This window comes from Candidatus Izemoplasmatales bacterium (assembly GCA_041649275.1).
GTDB lineage: Bacteria > Bacillota_I > Bacilli_A > Izemoplasmatales > Hujiaoplasmataceae > UBA12489.
The window spans coordinates 68572-81561 of sequence record JBAZNL010000002.1 but is presented as its reverse complement, the minus strand read 5'-3'; the positions used below and the strand labels follow the sequence as shown (position 1 = coordinate 81561).

Here is a 12990-nt window from a genome sequence, read left to right as displayed (position 1 = left end):
TCAACCGCGGGCGAGAGTGGGAATGACCGAATAGGCGGCCGACACCGAGGGCACGAAATGGCGGATGCCGGCGCGGACGCAGCCGCGGATCGCGGCTGCGTCGTCCGCCGCTCCGCCGCAGACCGAGACGCGGATCCCGAGCCGTTCCGCCTCGGCGACGACGCGGGCGACGGCCTCGAGGAAGAGCGGATCGAGAAAGAGGTTCGGATCGAATCCCTCCCGTTCTCTGAGTAGGGCGAAAAGGTCGGCGACGAGATCGTTCGACCCGATCGACACGAAACGCACGTCGGCGAAGGATGGAAAAGCCCGGATTGCGGCCGCGCTCTCGATCATCGCGCCGAGTCGGTAGTCGACGCCTTCGACGCCGCAAAGCTCGCGGACGCGTTCGGCGCAGATGCCGGCGCAGCGGTGGATGAAGTTCCAGTCGGCGGGATTCTCGACCATCGGCACCAGGATTTCGACCTCATGTCCGACGGCCGTCATCAGCAGCGCGGTCAGCTGGTCTTCGAGGATCGCGGGATGCTCCACGAGGTATCGGGCGCCGTAGATCCTTTTCTCGTTGTGGGCGACGGGTTTGTCGGGGGCGACGTCGAACAGTCGGAAGCAGACCGGCTTTCCGGGTATCGTGGTCGCGATCCGGCGATAGCTTTCGTACTGCTCCTCGAGCGTCGGGAAACGCCCCGAGGCGAGGGCGGCGAATTCGGTCCGGATCAACCCGATGCCGGCGAACGCCGCGAAACCCGGTCTGGACGTCTCGGCGAGCGCGTTGACGAGGGGTGCCACCTCGATCTCGATCCCGTCTGCGATGGTCGTCCGGGCGGCGGCTACGCCTTCGCCCGATGAGGCGCGCCGTACCTGCACGGCGATGATCTCGCCGTCGCGGGCGGCGGCGGCGAGGTAGGGGTCGATGACGACCGCGATGCCCTCCGATTGCAGGATGATGGCGGCGTGAGAGTTGAGGCCGCCGTCGGCGGCAAGGACGGCGACGACGTGTTCGATGTCGAAGTGCGTCAACGCGTCGAACGTGAGTCGATCGCAGACGACGACGGTCGGTTCGTGGAACCGGATCCTGTCGCCCTGGACATGGGTTCCGGACAGCTTGTCCATGACGCGGTCGCGAACCTCGCGGAAGTCTTCGGCGCGCGCGCCCAAATAGCCGCCCAGGCGGCCGACGCGACCGATCGCCTCTCCAAAGGAGCGCTCGAGCGCCGTCTCAGCCGGCAGACCGTCGTCGACGAAGCCGTACGCCGTTTCCTGAAGATCGGGATCGGCGACGATCGCCGCATGGAACCTGAGGGTATCTGCAAGCGATGGCCGATGCGTCGACGACAGCATCGTGCGATAGCGCTCCGCGGTTCGTTCGAAGGCGTCCGCGAGCCTGGCGCGTTCCCGCGCCGGCTCCGGAGGCATGCGAAGCATCCCCGCATCCGGCTCCGACAACGGCAAAAAATGGGCGCGGCCCACGAGCGGAGCGTGATCGTGTAAAGCGTTCGTCATGACGTCACCGCCTTCGGTTCGTGTCCATTATATCACGAATCGCGATTCAGTTCACGTCTTTACGGGCGAACAGCCAGGAGAGGATGGCATAGGCGAAGGCGACGACGCCGACGTGGACGAGGGGATCGCCGTAGGTGGCGGGACCTTCGGGTCCGATGCGGCCATGGCGGACCAGCGTCAGCGCCGCCTCGACCCAGGGGACGGTCGGATCGTGGGCGTTCGCCTCGAGGACCCAGAACAGCGCGCAAGCGGGCAACGCCGCAAACGCCGAATCCCACAGGGTCGTCACGATTCCCTGGAGGAAAAGCAGCAAAAAGCCTTCGCAAAGGGCGTCCGCAATCAGTCGGAGGTCCGTCGCCGTGAACGAGAAGTAGGGCGTTCCGAGGATTCCGACGGCGGAATACGCCAACCCGACGGCGAGCGTGAAACCGACCAGCGTCAGTCCCGCCGCGCCTCCCTTGGCGACGCCGAAGGCGAACAGCCCGTCGCGGGACGAGACGAAGAACGCCGCCGCCCGACGCTGGACGCGGGAATAGCCGTGAAGGCCGAGGAAGATCGACAGGACGCAGACGCCGAGACGGATCGCGAGCAGTCCCTGGGTTCGATAGGCGAACGCCCGTTCCGCGCGGTCGAGATCGAGCATGGCGCTCCCAAGCCAGAATTCCGAGGCTGCGGCAGTCGCCGCCGCGACGAAGACGGCAAGCAGGCCGATGAAGGCTGCCGCCGTCCCGTCGATCAGGTAATGCCCCTGGATCCTAAGCATCCCGCGCATCGACGATCCTCCCGTTCTCGATCCGGACGATCCGACGGTTGCGCGACCGGAAGCGCTCGGGGTAATGGGTCGAGACGATGACAAGACTCTCCTTCGAACGCTCCCGGATGATCGCGCATGCCTGATCGCGCGCCTGCTCGTCGAGACCGCGAAGCGGTTCGTCGAAGAGCAAAATCTTCGGATGGTTGAGCAGCGCCTGGATCAGGTTGGTCTTCTGCCGCATCCCCGTCGAAAGACCGAAAAAGGGCTTGTGCTCCGCCTCGCGCATCTCGAAATAGTCGAGCAGGGCGTCGATCCGGTCCGCCAGGACGGCGCGCTCTACATCACGCGCGCGACCGACCGATACGAGGAAATCCCGGACCGTCATGAACTGCGGCAGGATATAGTCCTCCGGGGCGTAGCCGATCGACCGCGGCGTCGCCTCGATCGTCCCGCGGTAGCGGACCAGACCGACGATGCAGCGCAGGATCGTCGACTTCCCCGACCCGTTCGGACCGACGAGGAGGTTGAGGCCGCGGTCGTCGAACGCGAGCGAGACGTCCTCGATCCCGCAGTCCCCCGGATAGCGTTTCGTCACGCCCGCGAGCCTAACGGAGATGTTCGTAGACATGGACGTCCTCGCCATAGGCGATCGGATCGGAAAACGCCGTCCGGAACGCGAAGTCGTCGATCAGAAGACGGTACTCGTTTTCTGCGTACGTGTAGCGGATGTCGATGAGGAAGCGCGTCGCCGGTCGGATCCTGTCGGCGTGCACGATCGGGATGAGCCAGGTTTCGTCGTAGACGTCGAAGGAACCCTCGCGCGGGATGCCGACGAGCGGTCGGGGATCGGGGTCGACGTCCATCCGATCCGGATCGAACGCGATCGCCTCGCCCGTCGAGGCCTCGATCCCGGGGCAATGGAGGCGGACGGAGGTGACCGTGATCGCCGTTCCGGTGAGTGACCGTAAGGCGATCGAGAGTCCGGAGATCCCTTCTAATCCGTCGTTCGAAGAAAACGTCGCCGACAGCCGCATGAAGTCCAGATGGCGCGGTTCTCCGGGTTCACCGAAGACGAGTTCGACATCCCCGATCCGGTAGTTTCCGCTGATTCCGCCGCGATACTCGAGGTGGAGCGTCGCCGGCGCGAAGACCAGTTCCGCCGCCTCGATCGCGATTCCGTCGGCGACGAAATCGAAGCGGAACTCATGATACCGGACGCCCTCGCGGACGCGTTCGCCGCCCGTCGCGGCGATGCCGGCGATCCCGAGGGCGAGTTCGTCCTCGCCGTCCGTCAGGGAGGCGGCGGCGACATTGTCGACGGCGGTGGGGAAGGCGTCGGGATCGTCGATCCAGAGCCAGACGGGAATCGTCTCTTCGGGATCGCACACAAGCAGCGACAGCGGTCTTTCCACCGCCATGATCCGGACCCGGTCCGCTTCCGGACGGTCCAGCAGGAGCAAGCCGACGACGATTGCGACGTACAGCGCCAGAATCACGAGGACGACCTTCTTCATCGGATCCGTTCCTTCACGATCTCGTAGTATTCGGTCGTCACGGTGAACGTCTCCCAGCCGCCCTCGTTCGTCTTCATCCAGAGGAAATAGTGGCGGGCGACCCCGTTGGAGACGACGCCGAGCCCCTTCATCACGATCGTCACGTAGGTGCCCGGATCGACGATGATCGAAAATTCGTACTGTTCCGTCGCCGTTTCCGTCTTCGAGTAGCCGATCTCGGTCTTGATCGAACTGTCGAGCGACCCCTTGAACTTCTCGACACTTCCCGAGACGGTGACTCCGATCGACCCCGTCGAGGAGATCTGGAACTTGGTCTCGATCTTCGAGGTCAGGGTGATCTCGTGCTTGATCGTGGAATAGCCGTTGTTGAAGATTTTGAGCTTCGTCTCGGAGAGAAACTCGACCTCCTGCTGCTTCGTCACGACGAGCATCTTCCAGCCGAGCATCTTCTTTCCCCCGAGGCGGGAAAGATAATCCGCCATGTCGGACTCGGCGAAGTCCTTGAGCAGCGCTTCGTCCTCCTCGACGAAGACGATCTCCTGGTACGTCTGGTAGTCGTCCGCGGTGACGAGCGGAACCAGCGTGACGAGCAGAAACGCGAGAAACGCGACGATGATTGCCTTCTTCATGAAAAAAAACCTCCCTTTCGGCGTCATCCGTGAAGATAATACGCCGGGGAGGTCGGTTTTTCGTTCAGATGTCGAAGGCTTGCTTGCGGAAGAGCGTCTCGGCGTCGTCATAGCCGATGCGATAGAGTTTCTGTGCCTTCGCGGGATCGAAGTTGAGCATCCAGCCGAGCGACACCGAAGGCCACACCTCGATCAGTCGGACGCCGGGGAATTGCGCGGCGTCGACCCGTTCGAGACCCCAGAGGTGAACCACGACGACGATGTCGCACCCCGATTCGACGAGCGGCTTCACCGGCACGTTGTCGTAGAGGCCGCCGTCGTAGAACTTGCGTTCGCCGTTCACGACCGCGGGGAACGCGACCGGGATCGAGCAGGAGGCGAGGATCGCCTCGACCGCATCGGAAAGGCACTGGCCGCGCAGGTCGCAGTAGACCACGTTCGTCTCCTTCTTCATGTAGTGGCGGTACACTGACTTCATCAGACCGACGATGTTCTCGCCGGCGGCGCCGCCGCGCGAGATCGTCACATAGACCTCGCGGGCGCCGAGGTCGACGCCCGACAGGTGGGTCCGCAGCCGCCGTTCGAGCGGGGAGATGTCGTAGATGCCCTTCTCGATCACCGCCGTGCGTTCCTTCATCAGGCGGCGGAACGTTCCTTCGGCGGCCTTGATCTCGTCGGGCGAGACGTCGAGCCAGAGGGCGAGCGCGGCTTCGGGAGCGGCGGTCGCGAGCAGAGTCGCGTTCACCGCGCCGATCGAGGTGCCGGAGAAGGAAGAGATGCGGTCGAGGATGCCGTGGTCCCGGAGGGAGGCGGCGACGCCGATCTGGTAGGCGCCGCGCGATCCGCCGCCGCCGAGGCAGAGTCCGATCTTGGCCATGGGGGCCCTCCTTCGCGTCAGTAGACGCGTTTCGTCCCGTCCTTGAAGACGGTCGCGATCACGCCGCCGCCGAGGCACTCCTCGCCGCGATAGAGCACGCACGCCTGTCCGGGGGTGACGGCGCGGACGTCGTGTCCGAAACGGACGCGCGCCCCGTCCTCGCCCTCGAAGGCGACCGTGACGGGCACGTCGGGCTGGCGGTAGCGGAACTTGGCGGTGCACGACAATGCCGACGGTCGTGATTCCGCCGGAATCCAGTTGAAGTCCTCGAGGACGCACGCATCCGACATCAGGGTCGGATGGTCGATTCCCTGACCGACGATGAGCCGGTTGGTCGGAAGGTCCTTCCCGACGACGAACCACGGGCGGTTTCCGAAGGTCCGCGATCCGCCGATCATGAGTCCTTTGCGCTGTCCGATGGTGTGGTTCATGAGGCCGTCGTGACGTCCCAGGACGATGCCGTCCTCGGTGACGATGTCGCCGGGCTTTGCGGGCAGATAGTTGGCGAGGAAGCGGCTGAAGCGACGTTCGCCGATGAAGCAGATGCCGGTGGAATCCTTCTTCGCCGCGGTCGGAAGTCCCGCCTCGCGGGCGATCCTGCGGACCTCGCTCTTCAGAAGTCCGCCGACCGGGAAGAGCACGTTGTCGAGCTGGGTCCTGGTCAGCTGGCAGAGGAAATACGACTGGTCCTTGTCGGGGTCGGCGCCGCGGAAGAGACGGGTTCCCGCCGCGCCGTGCTCGACGCGGGCGTAATGGCCCATCGCGATGAAGTCGGCGCCCAGCGCCGCGGCCGCGGCGCTGAAGCTTCTGAACTTGATGTGCTTGTTGCAGAGGACGTCGGGATTGGGCGTCCGTCCGCGTTCGTATTCGTGCAGGAAGGCGGTGAAGACGTCGTCCCAGTATTCCTGGATGAAATCGTGCCGATGGAGGACGATCCCGAGCCGGTCGGCGACCGCCAGCGCGTCCGCGTAATCCACTTCCTGCGGACAGACGGGGGCGTCGAGGTCGGGGTTGCCTTCGCGGTCGTTGTTCACGGCGGAGTCCCAGTTGCGCATGTACAGGCCTTCGACGTCGTAGCCTTCGCGAAGCAAAAGCAGCGCCGATACGCTCGAATCGACGCCGCCCGACATGCCTACGATGACTTTCTTCTTCATGATTCCACCGCCTAGCGGCCGACGTCCGACGGCATCCGGAAATCCGCGCGCGGCGAAAGCGCGCAGTCGAGGACTTTCGGCCCGTCGGGGCTTGCCTGACGCTTGAACTGCTGCGAATGGAAGCGGGCGAGGAAATTGTCGACGATCCCGGCTGCGACCTCCGCGGCGACGCCGAAGGCGCGCGTGAGGAGGAATACGATCCGGTCGCGGCCGTCGCCGCACTGGAGGAAGCGGTACAGCGCGAAGTCGTTGGTCTCGTACTTGCCGATGGTCGCCTCGGTCGTCTGGTTCTTCTTCAGCTCGGGTGAGATCGGCGTCGCGAGGATGTCGTTCAGGGTGTCACGGACGCCGTCGTCGAAGGTGCGGAACGCATATTGCGCGACGGTGAAGCGGACGAGCGTCTTGGGGAGGCCGGCGTTGACGTTGTACATGCTCATCTGGTCGCCGTTGTAGGTCGACCAGCCGAGGGCGATCTCGGAGAGGTCGCCGGTCCCGACGACGATTCCGCCGACCTTGTTCGCGAGGTCCATCAGGATCATCGTCCGCGCTCTCGCCTGGGCGTTCTCGTACGTCAGATCCTCGGTCGTGCCGTCGTGGCCGATCAGCCGGAGATGGTCGACGACATGGTCGGAGAGGGTGATCTCGCGGGCGTCGCAGCCGAGACCCTCCATCAGGTCGCGGGCGTTCTTGAGGGTGCGCGGCGTGGTTCCCATCGCCGGCATCGTGACGGCGACGACGCCTTTCCTATCGAGGCCGAGGCGGTCGAAGGCACGGCAGGAGACGATCAGCGCGAGCGCCGAATCGAGGCCGCCCGAGACGCCGACGACGACGCGCCGGATCCCAAGGTGGCGGAGGCGCTTGGCGAGGCCGAATTCCTGGATCTGGGAAATCTTCAGAAAAGCGTCTTCCTGATTCGTCTTCGGGACGAACGGGAGACGGTCGAGCTCGTCCTGAAAGCGGAAATCCCCGCTTTCAGGCAAGACGAAAGGGACGATATGATAATCGTGGGTATACTTCAGGATGGAATCGCGGTAGGACGAGTTGGTGCGGCGCTCGTTGGCGAGCCGGTCGAGGTCGAGGTCGGCGTAGGTCGTCTTCGTCTCGAGGCTCATGCCTTCCGCCTCGGCGACCATGACGCCGTTCACGGCGACCATGTTGTGCCCGGAGAAGACGGTCTCGGAAGTGGACTCCGAAGCGCCGGCTGACACGTACAGGTAGACTCCGCAGTTCTTGCGGGAGTGCTCGAGGACGGCGTTGCGCCGGATCGCGGCCTTGCCGAGGGTCTCGTTGGAGGCGGAGAGGTTGACGATCACGTTCGCGCCGTTCACCGAGAGGAGGTTGCCAGGCGAGATCGTCGCCCACATATCCTCGCAGATCTCGATGCCGAAACGGACTTTCGCCGCTTCGAAGATGATGTTCCCGAACGGCACCTTCTGACCGAGCAGGGTGATTTCGGCGAGATGGTCGGCGACGTCGAATCCGGACTTGAACCAGCGCTTCTCGTAGTATTCCCGGGTGTTCGGGAGATAGAACTTCGGAACCACGCCGAGGATCTTCTCGTTCTGGAGGACGACGGCGACGTTCAGGACCATCTCGTTCACCTCGAGCGGCATCCCGCAGACGACGACGCCGTCATAGGGGGAGGGCTTGAGGCCGGCGGCGAAGACGCGCAGGCCTTCGACGGCGTCGTCGAGCAGCGCCTTGCTGAAGAAGAGGTCGCCGCAGGAATAGCCGGTGATCCCGAGTTCGGGGAACACGGCGACGGAACTGTCGTTCTGGCGGAGCGCCGCGAGCATCGCCGCGACGTTCTCCTTCGGATTGCCGACGACGACCGCAGGCGAGATCAGACTGACCTTGAGGAATCCGTGATTGTACATGGGATCACCTGTAGAGTTGGTGCGTCTTGACGTATTCGTAGACCTCGGGGGTCACGAGCGCAGGATCGAAGGTGTCCCTGAACGACGTCGATGAGACCGGCGAGTCGAAGTCGGGAAGGACGATGAACGCGTCGCGGTGCGCGGCGAGAAACGGATCCGCGGCGATCGCCTCCTCGAGGTTCCGGCGATCGCGGTTGATGACGATGAACCGGAACTCGGTGACCAGCCCGGCGGCGTTGATCCATTTGTGCAGCTTGGGTAGGTTGTCGGCGCCGATCACGAAGGCGATTCTCCGTCCCTGATGGGATTCCTGAATGCGGACGAGCGACTGGTAGGTGCCGAGATAGTCCGGATCGTCGAGTTCCATCGGCGATACGCTCACGCCGTCCATGCCGGCGGTCATCGCCTTGAGCATCGCCAGCCGGTGGAAGTTGCTCGCGAGCGAGCGCTTCGTATACTGGCTGCTGACGGGCAGGAAGATGAACTCCCTGACCGGAAGGTGGTTCACGACGTGTTCACAGATCGCCTTGTGGGCGATCGTCGGGGGATTGAAGGCTCCGCCGAAGACTGCGATCATGACTATCACTCCTCTGATCCGTTGCCGGACGCGTTCTACCCCTCCATTTTAACACACGGAAACCGTGAATGAAAGAAGTTATCGCAAAGCCCGCGGCGTGATATAATAGTCGTCGGGTGATCCACATGAACGAAATATCCAAGACCGTCGACCAGATCGTCGATTTCGCCAGACAGCTCCTTTCCATCCCCTCGCCGTCGGGATATACCCGCGACGCGATCGACTTCGTCGAAGCCGAAGCGACACGCCTCGGCTACGCTTCCGAACGGACCAAGAAGGGCAACCTGATCGTCACCGTCCCGGGACGCACGGACGCCGTCCTCGGCCTCTCCGGGCACGTCGACACGCTCGGCGCGATGGTACGCTCGATCGCCGCCGACGGTACGCTCCGCTTCACGCCGATCGGCGGTCCGCAGTGGCCGACGCTCGACGGCGAGTACTGCACCGTGCGGACCCGCGACGGCCGGCTCGTGACCGGCACCTTCCTCTCGCTTTCGCCATCCTCCCACGTCTACAAGGACGCCAACACCGTCGAACGAACCCCCGACCGGATGATGATCCGCCTCGACGCGCTCGTGACGTCGAAGCAGGACGTCCTCGACCTCGGGATCGGCGTCGGCGACTTCGTCTTCATCGATCCGAAGACGGTCTACACCGACGCCGGGTTCCTGAAGAGCCGCTTCCTCGACGACAAGGCCTCGGTCGCGATCCTCTTCGGTTTCCTCCGCCACCTGCGCGAGTACGACATCACGCCTCGTCAGACCCTCAAGATCGTCGTCTCGACGTACGAGGAGGTCGGGCATGGCGCCGCCTGGATCCCGCCGGTCGACGAGTTCATCGCCGTCGACATGGGATGTATCGGCGAGGACCTCTCCTGCACCGAACGGATGGTCTCCGTCTGCTGCAAGGACTCCTCCGGTCCCTACGATTACCAGATCACCTCGCGGCTGATCGAACTCGCGAAGCAAAACGGCCTGTCCTTCGCCGCCGACATCTATCCGATGTACGGTTCCGACGTCTCCGCCGCCCTGCGCGGCGGCCAGGACGTGAAGGGCGGCCTCGTCGGTCCCGGCGTCCATGCGTCCCACGGGATGGAACGGACCCACCGCGATGCCCTCGAGAACACCCTGAGGCTTCTGCTCCTGTACACCGAATGAAACGAAGCGTTCCCAGAAGGGAACGCTTTTTTCGTTGAAAAGGGCGCTTAGGGCGCCGCGGCATAAAAAAAAGCGCCTGCACGTAGCAGGCGCCGTTTCAGCCGCGCAGGGCGGCGAGGGCGGAGGTCACGGTGGTTGCCTTGACCGTGAAATACCATTCCGAGTTACGGGGGTCGAAGAGCTGGTTGCCGAGGTGATCCTCGGCGATCAGAACGTCCTCGTAGAGCGCCTTCGCGACGGCGTACTCGGCGGCGTAGTTCTCGTAGCCGAAATAGAGGATCGCGTATTCCTCGAGGTAGTCGAGGTAGAGGTCGCGGTACACGGGGATCGAGAGTACGCGGTCGACGAGTCCGTTATTCGCGTCCGACGCGGGAAAGAGGTCGTAGTCGACGCCGTGGTTTCCCGTCGGGTCCTGGTGCTTCCCGACGCCGAGGGAACTGTCGAGGTCGAACGGGATCATCGTCGCCGGACCGTCGTAGACGTCGAAGTACAGGTAGTAGTTGTTGAAGTTGAAGCGGAAGTCGTCGGTGTTTCCGATCAGGAAGCCCATCGCCAGATAGCGGACGAACGCGTCGACGTCGAGGACGGAAGCGATGTCGCGCTCGAAGTCGTCCCCGTTCACGACGGCGACGAGCGAGGCGAGCGCCGGATGCGTCGAACGCATCCCGTCGTTCGTGTTGTTCTTGAGGGCGTACGAGAAGCGGATGTTGGCGGGGATGTCGTTCACGCCCGCCTTGGCGGCGAAGTCGAGCCCGAGGTCGGCGACGCCGGCGGTGTCGGTGCACTTGTAGAGGTCGCCGTACTCCCGGGCGATGTCGGCGTCGAAATGGCGCTTCAGGAAGTTCTGGTCGATCGGTTCGATGAAGGTGAAGAAGCCGTAGGGGATCGTCTCCTCGCCGACCTGCAGGTAGACCAGTCCGTAGGAGGCGTTGGCGACGTCGAGGCCGGCGCGGCGGTAGAGCTTGTAGGCGTAGGATTCCGAGATCATCGCCTCGTCCACTTCGCCGGCGACGGTCTTGCAGTACTCGAAGTTGAGCTGGTCGAGGTTGAAGACCTCGCGGGACGAGAGGACGGCGTACTCGTTGCTTCGCGCACCGTAGTCGAAGGTGGCGTCGAACTGGAGCTGGAAGGAGGTCTGGTGCCAGATCTCGCGGCCGCGCCAGTCGAGCGTCATCGGCAGGTTGCGCGAGGTGTTCGATTTCGTGCGGAAGCCGACCTCGCGCACGGTGAAGGTGTTCCCTTCGCCGTCGGCGTAGATCATGTCGACCTTGTGCATCGTGTTGTCCTGATAGGTCCCGTACTTCTCGAAGTAGGCCTTCATGTCGTCGAGGAGGGCGGTGAACTCCGTCTCCGTGAAGACGATCGTGATCGACTTGAAGAGGTCCTCGTCGAAAAGGCGGTCGTAGTCGGTCTTCTGCTTGCGGTTGTTGGCGAGGCGGACGATCGAATCGTAGCCGGACGCGGCGGTCGCGAGATTGTATTCGGCAAGGCCGAGGAGCGCGCCGGCCAGCACGGCGGCAATGAGGATGCGTTTGAGCCACAGGCGGAGCATGCTCCCCCTCCTTCCGGATCAGTGGGTGCGGTGGTATTCGACGCGCTCGCGGACGTAGGCTGCCTTCTGGGCGTAATAGTCCTCGGCCTCCATCCAGCGTTCCGTGAGCGAGAAGGTCGTGGCGCCGAGATGGTCTTCCTCGAGGAGTTCCGACCGATAGAGGCTGCGGGCGGTGAGGTACTCCGAGAGGAAGGCGTCGTAGTCGAAGATGCCGTCCTCGGAATCGGTGAATTCGTCGAGGTAGTCCTCGTAGATCGCCTGGTAATCGGAATACCGGAAGACGTTCTTGACGAGCACGAGGTCGTCGTAGGAGATCCACGACTGCGCCGTACGGTTGTAGTAGATGTCGAGGTTGACCGTATACGACAGGTTCCAGTCCTGGTCGCCGAAGGGATTCCATCCGAATCCGAGGCACTGGTCGTTGTCGTAGGGGATGTAGACGGCGACGCCCTCGTAGAAATAGATGTAGTAGTTGTTGGCGTCGTTGCGGTAGTCGTCGGGATTGCCGACGAGGAACGCGACCGCCAGGGTTTTGAGCCACGTGTGACGTCGAGCGCCTGGTTGAGGACGTTCTTGAAGTTGGTCACCGTGGGATCGTTGAGCCGTTCCATGAACGACAGCATCGACGAGAAGTCGGAAGTGTCCTTGTTGGTCTTGAGCTGGTAGTCCATGCGGTAGCCGGCGTTGTAGTCGGAGACGCCGAGACGGTCGTTGTCGAAACCGTCGTAGTCCCACGCGTTGAGGGTCTCGAGCGTCGCCGGGCCGCCGTTTTGCCAGACGCATTTCCAGAGGTCGCCGATCGAGCCGTCCTGGTTCTTTCCGAAATAGCGGCGGACGAACACGTCGTCGATCGGCTCGACCATCGTGAAGAGGCCGTAGGGGATCACATCGCCGTCGATGTCGAAGTAGACGACCGTGAGCGCCGTGTCGGGGGCGACGAGGCCGGCGGCGCGGTAGAGCTCGTAGGCCGCGATTTCGGTGACGATCGCGGTGTCGTCGGCGCGGACGTACTTGAAGTTGAGTTGTTCGAGGTCGAACAGGCGGCGCTCCTTGAGGGCCTTGTACTCCGTCGAATTCTCGGGGTAGTCGAAGGTGTCGTTGAACTCGAGCTGGAACGAGACCTGCTGGTAGCCGGCGATGTTACCGTGGTCGTCGAAGTAGACGGGCAGGCGGCGCGAGAAGATGTTTCCGCGGGTGCGGAAGCCGACTTCGAACTCCTCGATCACGTTGCCGTCGCCGTCCTCATAGAGGATGTCGACCTCCTGGATCGTGTTGTCGCGATAAGAGCCGAACTGGTCGTTGTAGTTCTGCATGTCGTCGATCAGCTTGTCGAAGTTCTCGCGTGAGAACGAAATCGTGATCTTGTGGTAGTTGGCGTTGTCGAAGAGTGCTGCGTAAAGCG

The 12990-nt window shown here is 63.4% G+C and carries 13 protein-coding genes; 2 read left to right on the top strand and 11 right to left on the bottom strand.

Going from position 1 to position 12990, the window contains the following annotated elements; all coding sequences use genetic code 11:
• From WC509_03115 to nadD, 9 genes are all read right to left on the bottom strand, one after another.
• Window positions 1-1410 carry a putative PEP-binding protein gene (locus tag WC509_03115; GenBank protein ID MFA5006443.1) on the bottom strand — a complete coding sequence of 470 codons (1410 nt, stop codon included), beginning with the start codon at window positions 1408-1410 and terminating at the stop codon, window positions 1-3.
• A gap of 133 nt (window positions 1411-1543) precedes the next feature.
• On the bottom strand, window positions 1544-2269 hold the full coding sequence (locus WC509_03110) for a hypothetical protein (GenBank protein MFA5006442.1): 726 nt from the start codon (window positions 2267-2269) through the stop codon (window positions 1544-1546).
• Window positions 2253-2879 (bottom strand): ABC transporter ATP-binding protein, encoded by a 627-nt coding sequence (locus WC509_03105; protein ID MFA5006441.1) that lies wholly within the window; start codon window positions 2877-2879, stop codon window positions 2253-2255. Before WC509_03105 ends, WC509_03110 begins: the two co-directional genes overlap by 17 nt.
• The gene (locus tag WC509_03100; GenBank protein ID MFA5006440.1) at window positions 2857-3765 is read right to left on the bottom strand and encodes a hypothetical protein; all 909 of its coding nucleotides are present in this window, start codon (window positions 3763-3765) and stop codon (window positions 2857-2859) included. The genes WC509_03105 and WC509_03100 overlap by 23 nt, the downstream gene beginning before the upstream one ends.
• Window positions 3762-4394 (bottom strand): hypothetical protein, encoded by a 633-nt coding sequence (locus WC509_03095; protein MFA5006439.1) that lies wholly within the window; start codon window positions 4392-4394, stop codon window positions 3762-3764. Before WC509_03095 ends, WC509_03100 begins: the two co-directional genes overlap by 4 nt.
• A gap of 64 nt (window positions 4395-4458) precedes the next feature.
• A complete protein-coding gene (locus WC509_03090; protein ID MFA5006438.1) occupies window positions 4459-5271 on the bottom strand; it encodes a patatin-like phospholipase family protein in 813 nt (270 codons plus the stop codon).
• 17 nt (window positions 5272-5288) lie between these two features.
• Entirely contained in the window at window positions 5289-6425 is a 1137-nt protein-coding gene (mnmA, locus tag WC509_03085) for a tRNA 2-thiouridine(34) synthase MnmA (protein ID MFA5006437.1), read from the bottom strand.
• An 11-nt stretch (window positions 6426-6436) separates the two neighbouring features.
• Window positions 6437-8302 (bottom strand): NAD(+) synthase, encoded by a 1866-nt coding sequence (locus tag WC509_03080; GenBank protein MFA5006436.1) that lies wholly within the window; start codon window positions 8300-8302, stop codon window positions 6437-6439.
• Between the two features lie 4 nt (window positions 8303-8306).
• Window positions 8307-8879 carry a nicotinate (nicotinamide) nucleotide adenylyltransferase gene (gene nadD, locus WC509_03075; protein MFA5006435.1) on the bottom strand — a complete coding sequence of 191 codons (573 nt, stop codon included), beginning with the start codon at window positions 8877-8879 and terminating at the stop codon, window positions 8307-8309.
• A gap of 125 nt (window positions 8880-9004) precedes the next feature.
• On the opposite strand from nadD, the gene WC509_03070 reads away from it, so the two are divergent.
• Window positions 9005-10036 (top strand): M42 family metallopeptidase, encoded by a 1032-nt coding sequence (locus tag WC509_03070; protein MFA5006434.1) that lies wholly within the window; start codon window positions 9005-9007, stop codon window positions 10034-10036.
• 97 nt (window positions 10037-10133) lie between these two features.
• Here the strand turns inward: WC509_03070 and WC509_03065 are convergent, their stop codons facing one another.
• Both WC509_03065 and WC509_03060 read right to left on the bottom strand, forming a co-directional pair.
• Window positions 10134-11588, bottom strand: a complete 1455-nt coding sequence (locus WC509_03065) for a CotH kinase family protein (GenBank protein MFA5006433.1) — start codon at window positions 11586-11588, stop codon at window positions 10134-10136.
• Between the two features lie 18 nt (window positions 11589-11606).
• The gene (locus WC509_03060; GenBank protein MFA5006432.1) at window positions 11607-12323 is read right to left on the bottom strand and encodes a hypothetical protein; all 717 of its coding nucleotides are present in this window, start codon (window positions 12321-12323) and stop codon (window positions 11607-11609) included.
• 35 nt (window positions 12324-12358) lie between these two features.
• On the opposite strand from WC509_03060, the gene WC509_03055 reads away from it, so the two are divergent.
• Window positions 12359-12934: a hypothetical protein gene (locus WC509_03055; protein MFA5006431.1), complete on the top strand. Its 576-nt coding sequence runs from the start codon at window positions 12359-12361 to the stop codon at window positions 12932-12934.
• Window positions 12935-12990 lie beyond the last annotated feature (56 nt).

What these genes read in the sequence shown, in the direction of transcription:
- WC509_03115 (MFA5006443.1), bottom strand. Translation starts at nt 1,410, where the DNA reads ATGCCTCCGGAGCCGGCGCGGGAACGCGCCAGGCTCGCGGACGCCTTC.
- WC509_03110 (MFA5006442.1), bottom strand. Translation starts at nt 2,269, where the DNA reads ATGCGCGGGATGCTTAGGATCCAGGGGCATTACCTGATCGACGGGACG.
- WC509_03105 (MFA5006441.1), bottom strand. Translation starts at nt 2,879, where the DNA reads ATGTCTACGAACATCTCCGTTAGGCTCGCGGGCGTGACGAAACGCTAT.
- WC509_03100 (MFA5006440.1), bottom strand. Translation starts at nt 3,765, where the DNA reads ATGAAGAAGGTCGTCCTCGTGATTCTGGCGCTGTACGTCGCAATCGTC.
- WC509_03095 (MFA5006439.1), bottom strand. Translation starts at nt 4,394, where the DNA reads ATGAAGAAGGCAATCATCGTCGCGTTTCTCGCGTTTCTGCTCGTCACG.
- WC509_03090 (MFA5006438.1), bottom strand. Translation starts at nt 5,271, where the DNA reads ATGGCCAAGATCGGACTCTGCCTCGGCGGCGGCGGATCGCGCGGCGCC.
- mnmA (MFA5006437.1), bottom strand. Translation starts at nt 6,425, where the DNA reads ATGAAGAAGAAAGTCATCGTAGGCATGTCGGGCGGCGTCGATTCGAGC.
- WC509_03080 (MFA5006436.1), bottom strand. Translation starts at nt 8,302, where the DNA reads ATGTACAATCACGGATTCCTCAAGGTCAGTCTGATCTCGCCTGCGGTC.
- nadD (MFA5006435.1), bottom strand. Translation starts at nt 8,879, where the DNA reads ATGATCGCAGTCTTCGGCGGAGCCTTCAATCCCCCGACGATCGCCCAC.
- WC509_03070 (MFA5006434.1), top strand. Translation starts at nt 9,005, where the DNA reads ATGAACGAAATATCCAAGACCGTCGACCAGATCGTCGATTTCGCCAGA.
- WC509_03065 (MFA5006433.1), bottom strand. Translation starts at nt 11,588, where the DNA reads ATGCTCCGCCTGTGGCTCAAACGCATCCTCATTGCCGCCGTGCTGGCC.